Genomic DNA, 17,468 nt, shown 5'->3' with positions numbered 1-17,468 from the left:
GCCATGCGGCCCAACCTGCGCCGGGCGCCAGAGGCCCTGCTCCGCAGGCTCTACGAGGTGACCCAGCTCGTCGTGTCCGTCCGCCCCGACAGACAGGAGATCCACATCATGATCAGACTGCCCGCGGACGAAGCTGCCCTCGGTGAGATCACGGCCATGGCCGAACGATCGGTCAATATCAAGTCGCCCAGGGTAACGCCGTCGAGAGGAGTGCGCCGAGTAGAAGCGAATGGTGCCCCCGGCAGGAATCGGACCTGCGGCCTACCGCTTAGGAGGCGGTCGCTCTATCCACTGAGCTACGAGGGCCGGACGTCGCGACGGGGGCCGCGGACCGGCCAGGGCTGGACGGGCCCCCGAGGTGACCAAGCAAGAGTACGCCGCTTCGCCCGCTGGTTCGCGAGCGCGGCGGAACTTTGTGGGGAGGCAGCCGGCCGGGCGGCGGCCGCTTTCTGGACGGGACCGGCGCGGGCCGGTCCCGTCAGACCCCGTGGCGGCGAATCGCGGGGACTTCGGCGCCACAGCGGATGACCGGATGGTCGATCCGCTACTCGACGTAGACGAGGGACGCCGTGCGGCGGTCGATCTCGGCGCTGGAGGCGTTGCTGTCCTGCTGGACGCTGAGGAGGTCGCCGTGGGACTCGACGACGATCGGGGCGCCCGGGACGATGCCCGCCTCCTTCAGGCGGCGCATCGTGTCCTCGTAGCTCTGCAGCCGCTCCGAGATCCAGCTGATGGTGACCGGGCGGGCCTTGCCGCCGGCGAGGTCGGCGCTGGCGAGCAGGCTCGTCGGGGTGCCGTTGCCGGTGACCACCTGGTCCGCGCCGGGCGGGATCTCGTTGCCGAAGGGGCAGCGCTTCGGGTCGCCGAGCAGCACCGTGAGGCGGGCCTCCACCTCGTCGGAGATCACATGCTCCCAGCGGCAGGCCTCGTTGTGGGCGAGCGCCCAGTCGAGGCCGATGACCTTGGTGAGCAGCAGCTCGGCGAGCCGGTGCTTGCGCATCACGGCCGTGGCGCGCAGCAGGCCCTTCTCGGTGAACTGGACCGTACGGTCCTCGGCGAGGGCGACGAGGCCCTCGTGAGCCAGTCGAGCCGTCGACTCGCTGGCGGCGGGAGCGCTGACATGCAGTCGTTCCACCAAGCGCGCACGTAGCGGCGGGATGCCCTCTTCCCGTAGTTCATACAGGGTTCGGAGGTACATCTCGGTACTGTCGATCAGTCCAGTCACCGGTCTCCCGTCCTGTTTTCCGTCCCGTCCAGGGTACGTCGGGGCCCGCCGCCGCAAGAGTCCTGTGGACCGTTCCGAGTTACCTGTGTGGTTCCCGTGGCATACGTCCGTTTCGGACCCGCCCTCGGTACCCGAACGGCCCGCGAGCCGGGACGCCGACTCGATCGATTATCACCCGCCCGTCTCGAACCGTGACGCCCGCCACACGGCGCCGGCGCGGGTCGCGCTGGCCCCCCTCGACTCGGTGCCCACAGGGGGCAACGACGGGCGGTCGTCCGGTACTCCCACCTGGCCGCGCCGGCCGTCGGCGGCTCCTCGCCGGCCCGGTGACCGCTCTCGCGGACGAGGTTGGCGCGGGACGGCTCCGAGCGGCCCAAGACTGGCCACGCGACGGTCGCGACCTACACTCGATGGGTGAGCACGACGCAGATTCGGCCAGAGACGTCCGACACGCGCACTGGCGAGGGCGACGACTACTCCCACTTCGCGCGCCGCGAGGACATCGTCCGGGCGTCCATCGAGGGCGGCCGGGTGACCGCGCTGTGCGGGTACAAGTTCGAACCGGTCCGGGACCCGCAGCGGTTCCCGGTATGCCGCCGCTGCAAGGAACTCGTCGACATGGCCGAACAGCTCGGTTAGCGGCGAACCCCGGCCGTTGGCCACCTCTCGGGGCCGACCTCGCGATGTCTGCTCCGGGGACGACCCGCGACCCCAGGACCCCTGGAGTCGGGCTTCGCCCAACCGCACGGGGGTGACTCGGCTGGCGGGCTGAGTTCCCCTTCCGCCATTCCCAGAGCGGACCTCGTGACGTTCGCTTCGGCACGCGAGGTCGCCTGGCGGGGGGCAGGGCCAGGAGCGGGTGTTTCGGGTGGGCGGTGTCTCGGCGGGCATGGGTCAGCCTGTGGGGCGGACGCCGCCCTGGAAGCTGGACCACCAGACGTCCTCGACGCGGACGACGGCGCCGGTGTGCGGGGCGTGGATCATCTTCCCGTCGCCGACGTAGATGCCCAGGTGGTCCAGGTTCGAGTGGAAGAAGACCAGGTCGCCGGGGATGAGCTCGGCGCGGGAGACCCGCCGGCCCTCGTTCCACTGGGCGCCGGTGTAGTGGGTCAGGTGCACGCCGGCCTTCGCCCAGACCCACTGGGACAGGCCCGAGCAGTCGAACGAGTCCGGGCCTTCGGCCCCCCACACGTAGGGCTTGCCCAGCTGCCGGTAGGCCTCGGCGACGGCGGTCGCCGCGCCACCGCCGCCGGCGGGCGGCCCGGGTACCGAGGGCGCGGGCGCCGGGGCGACCGGGGCGCCGGCGAACTGCTGCCCGGCCTGGTTCGCCAGGTCGGCCTGCTGGCGTAGCTGGCGCTGTTCGGCCGCGGCGGCCTCGGCGATGCGCGCGGCGTTGGCCGCGGCGGCGAGCTCCTGGGCCCTGCGGGCCGCCGCCTCGCGTTCCCTGGCCTCCCGCTCCAGGTCGCGCTGCTTGGCGATCAGGCCGTCGAGCAGGGTGCGTTGCTGGCTCGCCGACGTCTCGATCTCGCGTTTGCGCTCCGTGACCTCGTCGAAGGCGCCCTGGGCCGCGACCAGCGTCATCTGCGCGGCGGCGCGCGCCTCGGTCAGGTCGACGCGGGCGAGCCGTTCCTCGGCCTCCGCGGCGCGGGCCCGGCGGGCCAGGGCGTCCAGCGCGCCAACGCGGTCGAGCGCGCCGCCGGGGTCGCCGGTCAGCAGCGCCGACAACGTGTCCAGCCCGGTGGCGCGGTATGCCGACGCGGACAGGCCGCGCCTCTTCTGGACCGCCTCCTGGACGACGGCGTCGGCCCGGTCGACCCGCGCCTCGGCGTCGGTGACGGCCGTCCTCGCCTGCCCCAGCCGCAGCCGGCTCGCGTTGAACGCCTCGGCGGCCGCCGCGAGCTTCGTGTCGAGCGCCGCGAGCTCGGCGCGGGTCGCCTCGATCTGGGCGCTCAGCCCTTCGAGGGTGTCGGCCCCGCCGGGGTCCGCGTTGGCGCTCGCGCCGGGCGACGGCGCGCCGGGTGACGCCCACGCGGGCGCCATCCCCGGCGCCAGGATCAGCCATCCGGAGATCAGCAGGCCCACCGACGCGCGAACGCCCGGTGGCCGGTCGCGCCGCGTGGGCGACGCCCGGGTCGCCTCGCGCCAACATCCGGTGTTCGGCGAGTCTCGCGACAGACCACTGGCACTATGGGGGCCCTCCGATCGCGTCCTGCGCACGGCGCGTCACAGTAACTGTCTGGAGTTGCTCAGTCACGCATACGCGCCGGAGGGCACGGAGCGTCTCTGGCCACCCACTGCTGGCACACCCGCCTCGGCCACGTGGCGCCCAATTTAGCGAATTCACACACAAGAAACAGGGTGGTCACTGCTCTGGAACAGGGCCTCAAGAACCTTCGACACCGGAGGATCCGGGACGAGTGCCGCGGGCAGCGAACCGGGGACCGTAGTCCGCGCGGCGGCTCGCGCGGGGGGAGAACGACGGGAGAGATATGTCCCCAGCAGATCTTGAGACAGCGGTAGGCGCCGCCGAGCTGTCCGCCAACGACGCCTGGCTGATGGCCAGTGCGGCGCTCGTGCTCTTCATGACGCCTGGCCTTGCCTTCTTCTACGGCGGCATGGTCCGTACCAAGCATGTCCTCGGCATGCTGATGCAGAACTTCTTCGCCATAGGTCTGATCACGCTGATCTGGACCCTGGTCGGGTTCAGCATCGCGTTCGGTCCGGCGACCAATGGTTTCTTCGGTGGCTTCGACTTCGTGGCCCTGCAGAACATTGGTGACCGCACCTTCGCGGAGTTCAACCTCGAAGGCGGCAGCACCCACACGGTGATCTTCATCGTGTTCCAGATGACGTTCGCGATCATCACGCCGGCCCTGATCACCGGCGCGATCGCGGACCGACTCAAGTTCGGCGCCTACGCGGTCTTCATCGGCCTGTGGTCGATCCTGATCTACTCGCCGGTCGCCTACTGGGTGTGGAACGTCAACGGCTGGCTGTTCCAGCGGGGGGCGCTGGACTTCGCCGGTGGAACGGTCGTTCACGCGAACGCCGGTATCGCGGGTGTGGTCCTCGCGCTCGTGCTCGGCAAGCGCAAGGGCTGGCCGGGTGGCGACTTCCGGCCGCACAACGTGCCGTTCGTGCTGCTGGGTGCCAGCATCCTGTGGGTCGGCTGGTTCGGGTTCAACGCCGGTTCGGCTGGCGGCTCTGGCGAGCTGGCCGGCTGGGCGTTCCTGAACACCCAGATCGCCGCCGGTGTCGCCGTCCTCGGCTGGCTGCTGGTCGAGTGGCTGCGTGACGGCAAGCCCACCACCCTGGGTGCCGCCTCCGGTGCGGTCGCCGGTCTCGTCGCCATCACCCCGGCCTGTGGTTACGTCTCCCCGATGGGCGCCATCGCCATCGGTGGTATCGCCGGTGCCATCTGCGCCCTGGCCACCTCGATCAAGGGCAAGGTCGGCATCGACGACTCGCTCGACGTCGGCGCTGTCCACTTGGTCGGCGGCGTCCTCGGCGCCCTGCTGATCGGTTTCTTCGCCACCGCGGACCCGACCGGCTACAGCCCGGACGGCGTGCTCTACGGCGGTGAGTGGAGTGTCCTCGGCGAGCAGGCGCTCGCGGTCGGCGCGACCATCGGCTACTCCGGCGTCGGGACGCTGATCCTGGCCCTGTTCGTCAAGTACGTCCTCAAGGGCCGCGTCAGCGACGAGCACGAGGAGATCGGCCTCGACGAGACGCAGCACGGCGAGTCCGCCTACCGGCTCAGCCCGGTCGGCGGCGCCAGCAGCTCCTCGATCGGTGTCCCGGTGCCGGCCAAGGAGGGGGCGCAGGTCTGAGCCTGAGCGGCTCCAGGCCAGCGCGACAGGCCTGATCGTGGTGGCCAGGCCCACGGGCCGGGCCACCACGGTAGGCGGGCCTTCGTACGAGGGTGGGGGTGTGTCGGTTCCGGCCGGTGCACCCCCACTTTTTTCGGGTCAGGGCCTGGCGCGGCCCATCCACCCGCGGCCTCCTGGTCCAGGCCTTCATCACCTTCTGGCGCGGTGCGGATACCCGTACTGGCTGCCCAGGTACCCGGATGGCGCCCGCGCCCATGCCGGGCGGGATGCTGCCGAAGCCGAGGAGCGCCAGATGGGGGGATCGGCATGGACCCGCGGATCATTGACCCGCTTACCCGCGACGAGATCGTCGCCGCCCACCTGTCCGCGAACGGCGCGTGGATGCTCGTCAGCTGCGCGTTGGCATTGTTCGCGGCTCTGGGGCTGGCGTTCTACTACGGCGGGATGGTCCGTGCCCAGCACATCATGGGCGTGCTGATCCAGGTTTTCTGTGGTATCGGCGTGGTCACGCTGCTGTGGCCGTTGATCGGATACACGGTCGCCTTCGGCCCGGCCGACGGCCTGTGGGGCGGGCTCGACTACGCCGGCCTGCGTCACCTGGGCGACCCGGTCACCGCGCCGTACACCGCCGAGGGGGGCGGCACGCCGACGATCGTCGTCGTCACGTTCCAGCTGATGGTCGCCGTCATCGCCGTGGCGCTGATCATCGGGGCGACGGCGGGCCGGCTGCCCCTCGGCGCGTTCGCGCTGTTCGCCGGGCTCTGGTCGGTGCTGGTCTACGCACCGGTCGCGCACTGGGTGTGGAGCCCGAACGGCTGGCTGTTCCGGCGCGGCGCGCTCGACTTCGCCGGCGGCACCGTCGTGCACGTGAACGCGGGCGTGGCGGCCGTCGTGCTCGCGGTCGTGTTCGGCCCGCGCGGCGACTGGCGAGATCCCGCTCTCCGGCCGCGCGGCGGCCCGGACGCCCCGTCGCGCCGGGTTCCGACGGCCCGGCCCCATCACGTCCCGTTGGTCCTGGTGGGTGCCGGAATGTTGTGGTTCGGCTGGTTCGGGCTCACCGCCGGCTCGGCGCTGGGCTCCGGGGAGCTGGCCGGCTGGGCGTTCCTGAACACCCAGGTCGCGGCCGCCGCCGCGATGATCTGCTGGGTGCTGTTCGAATGGCTGCGCGACGGGAAGCCGACGCCGCTGGGCGCGGTGTCCGGCGCCGTCGCCGGACTGGTCGCGATCACTCCGGGCTGCGGCTTCGTCTCCCCGATGGGCGCGCTGGCCGTGGGCGCGGTCGCCGGCATCGGTTGCCCACTGGCCATCGCGCTCACGCGTCGACGCGGGCTCGACGACGCGCTCGGCGTCGGCGCCATCCATTTCACCGGCGCGATAGTTGGCACACTGATGGTTGGCTTGTTCGCTACTCCGAGCACCGGCGGTTCGACGATCCGGGGTGTCTTCTACGGTGGGTCGTGGCGGCTGTTCGCCGAGCAACTGCTCGCGGTCGGCTGCGCGATCGCCTATTCGGCGACCGTCACGCTGGGACTGGCACTGTTGGCCCGTCGGGCCGGTGCGACCCGCTTTGGCGCGGCGCGATTCGGCCCGCGAACGCATATAAGTGGGCATACGGGGCAGATCGTGGCCAGGATGACCCGTTGGCGGGCTTTTTCGTTACCCGTCATCCGATCTAGGAAAACTTCGCGGCCGGAAGTCGAGGCCGACGGCGATCGGGCGTTGCGTGACGGGGTAACTAATTGGTTAAATTTGTCCGGTGGGGACGGTAACGTCACCGTCGTCTCATCGGCCAAGGTTCCCGAGGAGACGCAGGCCTGAGCGTGGGGGCTCGGGCCTGACTAGGAGGAGGAAAAGCAAATGACCAAGCTTGTGACCGCGGTGATCAAGCCGTTCAAGGTCGACGACGTCAAGGCGGCGCTCGAGGCTCAGGGCGTGCACGGACTGACCATCTCGGAGGTCCAGGGCTACGGCCGGCAGAAGGGCCACACGGAGGTCTACCGGGGCGCCGAGTACAAGGTGGACTTCGTCCCCAAGATCAAGGTCGAGGTCGTCGTCGACGACGAGGCGGTCGAAGGCCTCGTCGACACCATCACCAAGGCCGCCCAGACCGGCAAGATCGGTGACGGCAAGGTCTGGGTCGTGCCCGTCGAGACGGTCGTCCGCGTCCGGACCGGTGAGCGCGGCTCCGACGCCCTGTAGTCGTCCCTCCCCGCCGGCTCGCCGGCTCGCCGGCCCGGCGCCCGTCCCGGAGGACCGGGGCGGGCGTCGGGCAGGACCGGAGCGCCGGCGGGGACCCGTGGCGGACCCAGACCCTGACCCACGCAGGCGCGGGCACGATGCCCGGCGGCCCGTTCGACGCACTCCATGCGTGAGGCTCGCCAGAGCCTCCGGACACCGCGAGCACTTCCTGATCGCTCCTCCTCTGTCTCGGTAAGCACCACCACACGGGCGGGGGGCACGCCGGCAACGGCCGGTGGCCCCCCGCCTTTGCCTGCCCATACGACTGCCCGCCCATCCGACGACCCGCCGCGTCCACCTGCCTGGTCGTCCCGCCCGCCGGGGCGACCGTGCCGGCCGCGCGGTCGCCCTCGCCGCGCGACTGTGCTGGGACGTCTGTGTCGGCTGGGACGTCCGTGTCGGCTGGGACGTCCGTGTCCGCCGACCCGCCTCGCGTAGCCGGACGGCCAATGGCCGAGATCGGCGGACGTGCGCGCGGGCCGGGTAAACGTTTAACTGATCCGCACGATCGGGAGGAGGCGCGTGGTGGAGCAGCCAGCCCGCCGGCCGGGCCCAAGCGCCCCGCTGGGCCCCGGCGACGGCGTCCAGCCGGGTCCAGGAGCCGCCAGCAACGCGGTCGCGACGGCCCATGACGACGCCACGGCCCACGAGGCCGCCGCCCACGAGGCCGGGGCTGCCGAGGCCGGGGCGGTCGACGTCCCGGCTGGGCTCGCGGCGCTGCGCGGGCGCGACAACTCGCTGTCCGACCTGGTCGGCGCGCCGCTGCGGGCCGCGCTCACCGCCCGCGGTGACGCCGTCCTGCGCGCGCTGTTCGGCCAGCCCGGCCCAGGCCTGGCACTGCTCGCCGTCGGCGGCTATGGCCGCGGCGAGCCGGCCTTCGGCACCGACCTCGACCTGGTGCTGCTGCACGACGGCCGACGCGGCAAGGACGCGGTCGCCCTCGCGGACGGGATCTGGTACCCGATCTGGGACGCCGGAGTCGGGCTCGACCACAGCGTCCGCACCGTCGACCAGGCCGTCTCCGTCGCCGACGGCGACCTGAAGGCCGCTCTCGGCCTGCTCGATGCCCGCCTCGTCGCCGGCGACCAGGAGCTCGCCACCCGGCTGCTCGAAGCGGTCCGTACCCGCTGGCGGGCCCGCGCGGCCCGCCGCCTGCCCGAACTCGCCGCGCTGCACGCCGAACGGACCCGCCGCGCGGGCGAGGTCGCCTTTCTGCTGGAACCGGACCTCAAGGAGGCCCGCGGCGGGCTGCGGGACGTGCAGGCGCTGCACGCGCTCGCCGCGGCCTGGGTCGCCGAGCCGCCGGACGCGCGGGTACGCGCCGCCCAGCAACTGCTGCTCGACGTCCGCGGCGAGGTCCGCCGGATCGCCGGCGGCCGTGACCTGGACCGCCTGCTGCTGCAGGACGGCGAGGCGGTCGCCGCCGTGCTCGGTTACGTGACCCGCCGCGACGGTCCCAGCGAGCCCGCCGGTTCCGTCCTGTCCGGCGGGTTCATCGCGGCTGGCGGGCTCATCGCGGCCGCGGGGTCCAGCGCGGTGGCGGGCCCCAGCCTGTCGGCCGGCGCCAGCCGCTCCTCGGGAGAACCAGGCGAGCCGGACTCGTTCGCCCTCGCGCACGCCGTCGCCGACGCCGGGCGGACCGTCTCGTGGACCTGGGACGTCACCTGGAGCCGGGTCGCCGCGGGGCTGCGCTCCCGGTCGCGGTGGCGGCCGGCCCGGCCGATCCGCCGCCCGCTCGACGCCGGCGTCGTCGAGCAGGACGGGGAGGTCCAGCTCGCCCGGGACGCCGACCCGGCCAGGGACCCCGCGCTGCTGCCGCGCGCCGCGGCCGCCGCCGCCCGCGCCGGCATCCCGCTGGGCCGCTACGCCATCGACCGGCTGGCCCGGGACGCGGCGGCCCTGCCGGACCCGTGGCCCGACGCCGCCCGGGACGCGTTCGTCGCGCTGCTGGCGACCGGCGACAAGGCCATCCCGGTGCTCGAGTCGCTCGACCAGGTCGGCCTGCTCGTCCGGATCCTGCCGGAGTGGGCCCCCGTGCGCAGCCGGCCGCAGCGCAACCCCTACCACCGCTACACCGTCGACCGGCACCTGATGGAGACGGCGGCCAGAGCCGCCGAGCACACCCGTGAGGTGGACCGGCCGGACCTGCTGCTGCTCGGCGCGCTGCTGCACGACATCGGCAAGGGCTATCCCGGCGACCACACCGACGCCGGCATCGTCCTCCTGGAGAAGATCGGGCCGCGCCTTGGCCTGCCGCCGGCCGACGTCGACGTGCTGATCGCGATGGTCCGCCACCACCTGCTGCTACCCGACTCGGCGACCCACCGCGACGTCGACGACCCGGCCACCATCGAGGCCGTCGCCGCGGCGGTCGGCGGCGCCCGGGTGCTCACCCTGCTGCAGAAGCTTGCCGAGGCCGACTCGCGGGCGACCGGCCCGACGGCGTGGAGCGCCTGGAAGGCCCGCCTCATCGGGGATCTGGTCACCCGGGCGCTGGCCGTCCTCGGCGGCGGCCCCGTGCCCGTCCCCGGGGAGCTGACCGACCGCCAGCGCGCCCTGCTCGCCCTGCCCGACGAGCACCTCGTGCAGGTCAACCCGCTGCCCGACGAGGGCATGTACGAGATCGTCGTGCTCGCGCCCGACCACGTCGGCCTGCTCGCCGTCACCGCGGGCGTGCTCGCGATCAACAGGCTCGACATCCGGCGCGCCTCGGCCAGGGGCGCGAACGGCCGGGCCCTGCTCCAGGCGGCGGTGGCCGCGACCCACGGCCACGAGCCAGACCCGCTCCGCCTGCTCGCCGACGTGCGCCGCGGGCTGGAAGACCGGCTCGACGTCGCCGGCCAGCTCGCCGCGCGGGAGGAGGCGTACGCGGTCCGCCAGCCGTGGCGGACTCCCGGCGCGCCGCGGGCGACCTTCGACGACTCCGGCTCGATGACGGTGCTGGAGGTGCGCGCCCCCGACCGGGCCGGCGTGCTGTTCCGCATCGTGCGGGCGCTGGCGTCGGTCGGCGTGAACGTGCACACGGCGATCGTCGCCACGATCGGTCTCGACGTCGTCGACGCCTTCTACATCCAGGAGCCCGACGGCACGGCGGTCGTCGGCGACGCCCGCCGCCGGCAGGTCGCCGACGCCGTCGTCGCCGCCCTCGCGACGGCCGAACCCGCCACGTCAACCCCTTAGGGCGGGCCCCTCAGGGCGGGGCTGCCGGGCTCGGCTTCCCGCGCGCGGCCCGGCGCCCGTATCGGTCGCTTGCTTCGGGAATTTCGGGCTGGCAGGCTTTCGTCCCGATCGCCGGCTGGTGACGTGGGCCACTCGGCGCGAGGGATCGCGAGGGACGGAGCGGGCCATGAGCGGTCAGGGCGAGGGAAACGGGCGGGTCGCGGGCAAGGTCGCGGTGGTGACGGGCGCCGCGTCCGGCATCGGCCGGGCGACCGCCAAGCGGCTGATCGCCGAGGGGGCGCGCGTCGTCGCCGCGGACATCGACGAGACGGGGCTGGCCAAGCTCGCCGCCGAGCTCGGCGAGGAGGCGCTCGCGGCCGTGCGCTGTGACGTCACCGCCGAGGACGACGTCGCCGCGGCCGTCGCGCTCGCGACCAGCCGGTTCGGCGGGCTGGACATCGCCGTCGCGAACGCGGGCACCGGCACGGCCAGCGAGGTCGCCGACCACGACTTCGCCGAGTGGCGCCGGGTCGTCGACCTCTGCCTGCACGGGGTGTTTCTCACCGTCAAGCACGCGGGCGCGGTGCTGCGCGCCGGCGGCCGTGGCGGGTCGATCGTGACCATGGCCAGCCTCAACGCGATCCAGCCCGGGCGGGGGATGGGCGCCTACTGCGCCGCGAAGGCGGGCGTCGTCGCGCTCACCGAGGTCGCGGCGCTGGAGCTGGGCAGGCACGGCATCCGGGTGAACGCGATCGCGCCCGGCCTCGTGCGCACCACCCTCACCGAGGGGATGTGGAGCATCCCCGGCATCGTTGACGAGTTCCTGGACAACACCCCGCTCGGCCGGTTCTCCGAGCCGGAGGAGATCGCGAACGTCGCGCTCTTCCTCGCCTCCGACGAGGCCAGCTTCGTCTCCGGCAGCCTCTACAGCGCCGACGGCGGTGGCAGCACCCGCCGCTACCCGGACATGATCGGCGCCCTCGAACGCCTCCGGGGCTGACCACCCGCGCTCCCGTGGATCATCCGCCAGGGTGTCGGCCCAAGCCGGGCCGGCACCCTGCGGTCGTTCGCCAGCGCCCCGCGGTCGTTCGCCGGCACCCTGTCGCGGCCGTCGTCGTCGCTGTCGTCCGTCGGCGGGGCGGGCGGTCTCAGGACGGCGGAGTACCGTCGCGGCGCAGGATCGCCCGGACGTCGACCTCGATCGCCGCCGGGTCGATGCCGAGCTGGCGGCCGATGTGCGCGGACCAGACCTCGGACCGGACGGTGGTCTCGTAGTCCAGGTCGGCGCGCACGTTCTGGCGGCGGGTGTCCCGGTTCTGGCTGATCATCACGAACGTCGACAGGAAGATGGCTTCCAGACTTACGACCATCGTCAGCAGCCCGTAGGGGAACGGATCGAAGATCATCTGGGTGCCGAAGGCGCCCTGGTTGAGCAGGATCCAGAAGGCGAACCAGGCGACGTGCACATAGACGAATGACATCGAGCCGGCGAAGCCGGTGACGCTGTCGGCGAGCCGTTCCTGGCCGGTTCGGCCGAAATCGAGCAGCGCGCGCTCGTTGACCACCTTCGGACGGTGGCCACCGTTGCGTGGTGGCGTGTTCCCGTCCGTGATGTCCGGTGTGTTGGTCACTGTCCCATGCTCGCAGTGGGCCGGCGAGGTCGAACGGCCGGCGGCGAGCTGGACGGTGGAGCGGCGGCGAACGTTGCTGGAGATGCGGGTTGGGCGCTAGAGCATGACGACGGCCCGCGCCGCCGGGCTGCCGAGCCGGCAGGTGCCGGCGGAGCGGCGCGGGTGGCGCGACGCTCCCGGCGCGGCCGGGCGCGCGGTCACACGCGCGCGGCCGGGCGGCCGGGTCGGTGCCGTCGGGATGATCGGAGCGGCCGGGCGACCGGAGCCGGAGCCATCCGGCCGGCCGCGTCCGTGACCACGCCGGGGCCGGAGCACCCGCGGCGGGCCGGCCGGCGTCGGGTACGCGGCGCGGAGCTGGCACGTCGGGCCTGACGCCGGTGGGAGATGGGCCGGCGGGACCGGGAGCGCCTGCTCGGTGGCGCGCGGGGGGCGGCTGGGAGCCGCGGGAGACAGCGGTCGGGCAGGGGCGGCCCGCCCCGCGGCCGGGCCGGGGCGGGCCCGGCGCGCGGCCCGGCCCGGGCCGCGGGGCCCGACGACGCCGCGCCGGCGGACCGTGAGGCCCGTGGCCGACGAAGCACCACCGCTGCCTGACCAGCGGCGCCCCGTCCCACCCGAACGGCCCGGCGCGACCCCGTCGCCCGGGCCGTTCGCCTTGGCCGGGCTCTGACCCGACCCAACCGGCCTGACCAGCCTGGCCTGGCCCGGCCCCGCCCGGCCGAGCCCGACGCCGATCGATCCCGCGCGGCCCGGCTCGGCCATGGTTGGCTCGATCTTGGCTGGCCCGGCTCACCCCTTGACCTTCCAAGCCGGTCCTGGCTTCCGGCCATGCCTCGTGGCGGCGAATGCGCTGCTTTTCGCCCCCATACCTCATGCGGCAACGAGCATTTCGCCCAGAAGTCCTGACTCGAGCTGATCGCGTCGGGCCCTGGTGGCGACTGGGCCCGCCCGCGAGCGGGGACGGCTCAGCGCCGGTCAGCGCGGCAGGTCTCGAGCGGACCGGGCCGCGGCCGTGCGCCCCGGCCGAGGCCGTGCGCCGTCGTGCCCATGACCGGCCTCGGGACCGGTCGCCTACGGGGCTGTCAGGCCTGGCCGTTGACCGGGGGGACGGGGGCGCGGGTGAAGTCGCGGTAGGCGCGGGACGGGGTGGGGCCGCGCTGGCCCTGGTAGCGGGAGCCGTAGATCGCGGCGCCGTAGGGGTGCTCCGCCGGGGACGACAACCGGAACAGGCAGAGCTGACCGATCTTCATGCCGGGCCACAGCTTGATCGGCAGGGTCGCCACGTTGGAGAGCTCCAGCGTGACGTGGCCGGAGAAGCCCGGGTCGATGAAACCGGCGGTCGAGTGGGTGAGCAGCCCGAGGCGGCCGAGGCTCGACTTGCCCTCGAGCCGGCCGGCCAGGTCGTCCGGCAGCGTGATGACCTCGAGGGTGGAGCCGAGCACGAACTCGCCTGGGTGCAGCACGAACGGCTCGTCGCCCTCGGGAGCGACCAGCTCGGTCAGGTCCTCCTGCTCGACGGCCGGATCGATGTGGCTGTACCGGTGGTTCTGGAAGACCCGGAACGCGCGGTCCAGGCGCAGGTCCACACTGCTCGGCTGGATCAGGCCCGGGGTGTAGGGGTCGAGGCACACCCGGCCCGCGTCGATCTCGGCCCGGATGTCCCGGTCGGACAGCAGCACGTCCCGCAACCTACTGGACAACGGCGCACCAGGTGGGTCGTTGTCCACTGACGGGTCCACCAGTGTCCACGACCGGTCCACCAGGGTGGCCGTCGTCCAGGGCGGGCCATCATCCACCGACGGGTGGCGTCGCGCCCGCCGACCGCCTGTTGCCGGTCGCCCGTCGTCGTGCGCGGAGCGCATCACCCTTCACCGACATCCCGCCACGATTTGTCACGAGCGGTGGAGTCGTCTCGGCTGGACGGGGGTAGGAGGCCCGCATGCATGTCCCGTTCGCACGCCTCCGGCGGGCGACGCCGGGGTCGTCGCCGCGCCGCCAGCAGAACCGTCAGCAGAACCGCCAGCCCCCGCCCCGAACCCCCGGGACGACGGACGCGAGCACGACGAAGGCACGCCCGCGCAGGCCGAGGCCCTTGGCCTGGCTGGGCCGGGCCGCGCCGAGAGGGGCGGCGCGGGGTGGCGCTGCGCACGGAGGCAAGGCCCACGGAGGCACAGAGACGCGGGGAGCGACAAGAAGGGGTAGTGCCTCGGCCATGCTCGGGCTGCCTGATCACATCGATGCCTGCCTGTTCGACCTCGACGGAGTGCTGACCAGCACGGCCCAGGTACACGCGGCGGCCTGGAAGGAAATGCTCGACGAGTTCCTGGAGAACTGGGCCTCGCGGTCCGGCGACCCGGAGGAGCCCTTCGATCTCGAGCGGGACTACCAGCAGTACGTGGACGGGAAGCCCCGCCTGGACGGCGTGCGCTCGTTCCTGGCCTCGCGTGACATCCACCTGCCCGAGGGCACGGCCGACGACCCGCCGTCCGGGCTCACCGTCAACGCCCTCGGAACCCGTAAGAACATCCTCGTACTGAACAAGATCGCCGAGGGTGGGGTGCGGCCATACCCGGGCGCGGTCCGCTACCTGCGGGCCTGCGTCACCGCGGAGAAGGCCCGGGCGCTGGTCTCCTCGAGCGCGAACGCCGGCGAGGTCGTCGAGGTGGCGGGGCTCGCCGACCTGCTGCAGGTCCGCGTCGACGGCCTCACCATCGTCGAGCGTGGGCTCGCAGGGAAACCGGCGCCGGACACGTTCCTCGCCGCCGCCCGCGAGCTCGGAGTGCCGCCCGAGCGGGCGGCCGTCTTCGAGGACGCGGAGGCCGGGGTCGCGGCGGGACGCGCCGGTGGATTCGGCTACGTCGTCGGCATCGACCGGGTCGGGCACGGGCATGGTGAGGCGCTGCGCGCCCACGGCGCGGACGTGGTGGTCGCCGATCTGGGTGACCTGCTGACCTCCGGAGACCCGTCGCCCCAGTCGTCCCCGTCCGTTCCGTCGTCTCCCGAGCACCGTTGATGGCCGGGAGCGCGTCCTACAGCGTCGACCCGTGGTCGCTGGAGGAAAACGGGCTGGACGTGGAGAACATGGCCCGTTCCGAGTCCCTGTTCGCCCTGTCGAACGGCCACATCGGCCTGCGCGGAAACCTCGACGAAGGAGAACCGCATGGGCTGCCCGGCAGCTATCTGAACTCGGTGCACGAGCTGCGCCCACTGCCGTATGCCGAGGCCGGTTACGGCTATCCCGAGTCGGGCCAGACCGTCATCAACGTCACCAACGGCAAGCTGATCCGGCTGATGGTCGACGACGAGCCGCTCGACGTCCGCTACGGCGAGCTGCGCGCACACCGACGCAAGATCGACTTCCGGGACGGCGTGCTGGTCCGCGAGGCCGAGTGGGAGTCGCCGGCCGGGCAGGTCGTCCGGGTGGTGTCCCGGCGGATCGTCTCGTTCTCCCAGCGGGCCGTCGCCGCCATCTGCTACGAGGTCGAGCCGATCACCGACGCGACGCGGGTGGTCGTGCAGTCCGAACTGGTGGCCAACGAGACACTTCCGGTGCGCACCGGCGACCCCCGCGCCGCCGCGGTGCTGGAGTCCCCGCTGGTGCCGGAGCTGCACATCGCCCGGGACACCTCCGTCGGGCTGGTGCACGTCACCCGGCACAGCCAGATCCGGGTCGCGGTGGCGATGGACCACGTCATCGACGGTCCCGGCGCGCTCGGAGTGTTCTCGGAGAGTGAGGCGAACTCGGGGCGGGTCACGGTCACCGGAGTGCTGAAGCCAGGGCAGAAGCTGCGGATCGTGAAGTTCGTGGCCTATGGCTGGTCGAAGCAGCGGTCGCTGCCAGCGATGCGTGACCAGGCCGCCGCCGCCCTGGTCGCGGCCAAGGAGACCGGCTGGGAGGGGCTGCTCGCCGAGCAGCGCGCCTACCTGGACGCGTTCTGGAAGCGCGCGGACGTCGAGGTCGATGGCGACGCGGAGGTCCAGCAGGCGGTCCGGTTCGCGCTGTTCCACGTGCTTCAGGCCGGTGCCCGCGCCGAACGCCGGGCGATCCCGGCGAAGGGGCTCACCGGTCCCGGGTACGACGGGCATGCGTTCTGGGACACCGAGACCTACGTGCTGCCGGTACTGACCTACACCAGCCCGTCGGCCGCGGCCGACGCGCTGCGCTGGCGGCAGTCCACCCTGGAGCTCGCCCAGGAGCGTGCCCAGCTGCTGAACCTGCGCGGCGCGGCGTTCCCCTGGCGGACCATCAACGGCGAGGAGTGCTCCGGGTACTGGCCGGCGGGCACCGCGGCCTTCCACGTCAACGCCGACATCGCTGATGCCGTCGCCCGCTACGTCAACGTCACCGAGGACTACGAGTTCGAACGCACCGTCGGACTGGAGCTGCTCGTCGAGACGGCCCGGCTGTGGCGTTCACTCGGCCATCACGACCTCGACGGCCGGTTCCGGATCGACGGGGTGACCGGCCCCGACGAGTACTCCGCGATCGCGGACAACAACGTCTACACGAACCTGATGGCCCAGAAGAACCTGCGCGCGGCGGCGGAGGCGGCGAAACGTCACCCGGACCGGGCGCACGAGTTCGGCGTCAACGCCGAGGAGACCGCGTCCTGGCGCGACGCCGCCGAGGACATGTACATCCCGTTCGACAAGCACCTCGGCGTCCACCCGCAGTCGGACGGGTTCACCGGGCACGAGATCTGGGACTTCGCGAAGACCCGTCCCGAGCAGTACCCGCTGCTGCTGCACTTCCCGTATTTCGACCTTTACCGCAAGCAGGTCGTCAAGCAGGCCGACATCGTGCTCGCGATGCAGCGCCGCGGCGACGCGTTCACCCACGAGCAGAAGCTGCGCAACTTCGCGTACTACGAGGGGCTCACCGTCCGGGACTCCTCCCTGTCGGCCGCGCCGCAGGGGGTGCTCGCCGCCGAGTGCGGGCATCTCGCGCTCGCGCACGCCTATCTGCGCGAGGCCGCGCTGATGGACCTGCGCGACATCGCCCGCAACACCGGCGACGGCCTGCACATGGCGTCGCTCGCCGGTTCCTGGATCGCGCTGGTCGAGGGCTTCGGCGGGCTGCGCGACCACGGGAAGGTGCTCAGGTTCGCGCCGCGGCTGTCCGAGGGCCTGTCCCGGCTCGCGTTCGGGCTGTGCGTGCGCGGCCGCCACCTGCGCATCGAGGTCACCGGCGAGACCGCGACCTACACCATCCTGGAGGGCGGGAGCATCACCCTCCAACACCACGGCGAGTCGTTCCGCCTGGAGCCCGACAAGCCGGCGACCCTCGACATCCCGCACATCTCACCGCCCGAGCGGCCCCACCAGCCCGCCGGGCGGGAGCCCCACTTCTTCCGGCCCCCGAGCGCCCCGGAGCCGGCCTGACGCGGG

General features: G+C 72.8%; 12 protein-coding genes and 1 tRNA gene. 8 read left to right on the top strand and 5 right to left on the bottom strand.

Features of this window, described 5'->3' with window-relative positions:
• Window positions 1-230 precede the first annotated feature (230 nt).
• Window positions 231-306, bottom strand: a tRNA-Arg gene (locus tag I6A81_RS07860).
• A 238-nt stretch (window positions 307-544) separates the two neighbouring features.
• Window positions 545-1,225 carry a metal-dependent transcriptional regulator gene (locus I6A81_RS07855; protein WP_203003232.1) on the bottom strand — a complete coding sequence of 227 codons (681 nt, stop codon included), beginning with the start codon at window positions 1,223-1,225 and terminating at the stop codon, window positions 545-547.
• Between the two features lie 414 nt (window positions 1,226-1,639).
• Here I6A81_RS07855 and I6A81_RS07850 point away from each other — a divergent pair, with 414 nt between their 5' ends.
• Window positions 1,640-1,864, top strand: coding sequence for a DUF3039 domain-containing protein (locus I6A81_RS07850; protein ID WP_203003231.1), 225 nt, complete (start codon window positions 1,640-1,642; stop codon window positions 1,862-1,864).
• A 255-nt stretch (window positions 1,865-2,119) separates the two neighbouring features.
• Here I6A81_RS07850 and I6A81_RS07845 read toward each other — a convergent pair whose 3' ends face one another.
• Window positions 2,120-3,307 (bottom strand): C40 family peptidase, encoded by a 1,188-nt coding sequence (locus I6A81_RS07845; protein WP_307874526.1) that lies wholly within the window; start codon window positions 3,305-3,307, stop codon window positions 2,120-2,122.
• Between the two features lie 407 nt (window positions 3,308-3,714).
• Here I6A81_RS07845 and I6A81_RS07840 point away from each other — a divergent pair, with 407 nt between their 5' ends.
• The 5 genes from I6A81_RS07840 (at window position 3,715) to I6A81_RS07820 (ending at window position 11,452) form a co-directional block, all read left to right on the top strand.
• Window positions 3,715-5,055 carry an ammonium transporter gene (locus I6A81_RS07840; RefSeq protein WP_203003230.1) on the top strand — a complete coding sequence of 447 codons (1,341 nt, stop codon included), beginning with the start codon at window positions 3,715-3,717 and terminating at the stop codon, window positions 5,053-5,055.
• A 306-nt stretch (window positions 5,056-5,361) separates the two neighbouring features.
• On the top strand, window positions 5,362-6,873 hold the full coding sequence (locus tag I6A81_RS07835; RefSeq protein WP_203003229.1) for an ammonium transporter: 1,512 nt from the start codon (window positions 5,362-5,364) through the stop codon (window positions 6,871-6,873).
• 39 nt (window positions 6,874-6,912) lie between these two features.
• Entirely contained in the window at window positions 6,913-7,254 is a 342-nt protein-coding gene (locus tag I6A81_RS07830) for a P-II family nitrogen regulator (RefSeq protein ID WP_203003228.1), read from the top strand.
• A gap of 756 nt (window positions 7,255-8,010) precedes the next feature.
• Window positions 8,011-10,473: a [protein-PII] uridylyltransferase gene (locus I6A81_RS07825; protein ID WP_203003248.1), complete on the top strand. Its 2,463-nt coding sequence runs from the start codon at window positions 8,011-8,013 to the stop codon at window positions 10,471-10,473.
• A gap of 166 nt (window positions 10,474-10,639) precedes the next feature.
• Window positions 10,640-11,452 (top strand): SDR family NAD(P)-dependent oxidoreductase, encoded by an 813-nt coding sequence (locus I6A81_RS07820; protein ID WP_203003227.1) that lies wholly within the window; start codon window positions 10,640-10,642, stop codon window positions 11,450-11,452.
• Between the two features lie 148 nt (window positions 11,453-11,600).
• On the opposite strand, the gene I6A81_RS07815 is transcribed toward I6A81_RS07820, so the two are convergent.
• Window positions 11,601-12,083, bottom strand: coding sequence for a DUF1003 domain-containing protein (locus I6A81_RS07815; protein ID WP_203003226.1), 483 nt, complete (start codon window positions 12,081-12,083; stop codon window positions 11,601-11,603).
• 1,079 nt (window positions 12,084-13,162) lie between these two features.
• Window positions 13,163-13,759, bottom strand: coding sequence for a dCTP deaminase (gene dcd, locus I6A81_RS07810; RefSeq protein ID WP_202999627.1), 597 nt, complete (start codon window positions 13,757-13,759; stop codon window positions 13,163-13,165).
• Window positions 13,760-14,292: 533 nt separating this feature from the next.
• Here dcd and I6A81_RS07805 point away from each other — a divergent pair.
• Window positions 14,293-15,093: a beta-phosphoglucomutase family hydrolase gene (locus I6A81_RS07805; protein WP_202999532.1), complete on the top strand. Its 801-nt coding sequence runs from the start codon at window positions 14,293-14,295 to the stop codon at window positions 15,091-15,093.
• On the top strand, window positions 15,093-17,462 hold the full coding sequence (locus tag I6A81_RS07800) for a glycoside hydrolase family 65 protein (protein WP_202999534.1): 2,370 nt from the start codon (window positions 15,093-15,095) through the stop codon (window positions 17,460-17,462). The genes I6A81_RS07805 and I6A81_RS07800 overlap by 1 nt, the downstream gene beginning before the upstream one ends.
• Window positions 17,463-17,468: the final 6 nt, after the last annotated feature.

The organism is Frankia nepalensis (assembly GCF_016786325.1).
GTDB lineage: Bacteria > Actinomycetota > Actinomycetes > Frankiales > Frankiaceae > Pseudofrankia > Pseudofrankia nepalensis.
The sequence above is the reverse complement of the archived record's forward strand: the minus strand, read 5'-3'. Positions and strand labels throughout refer to the sequence as shown.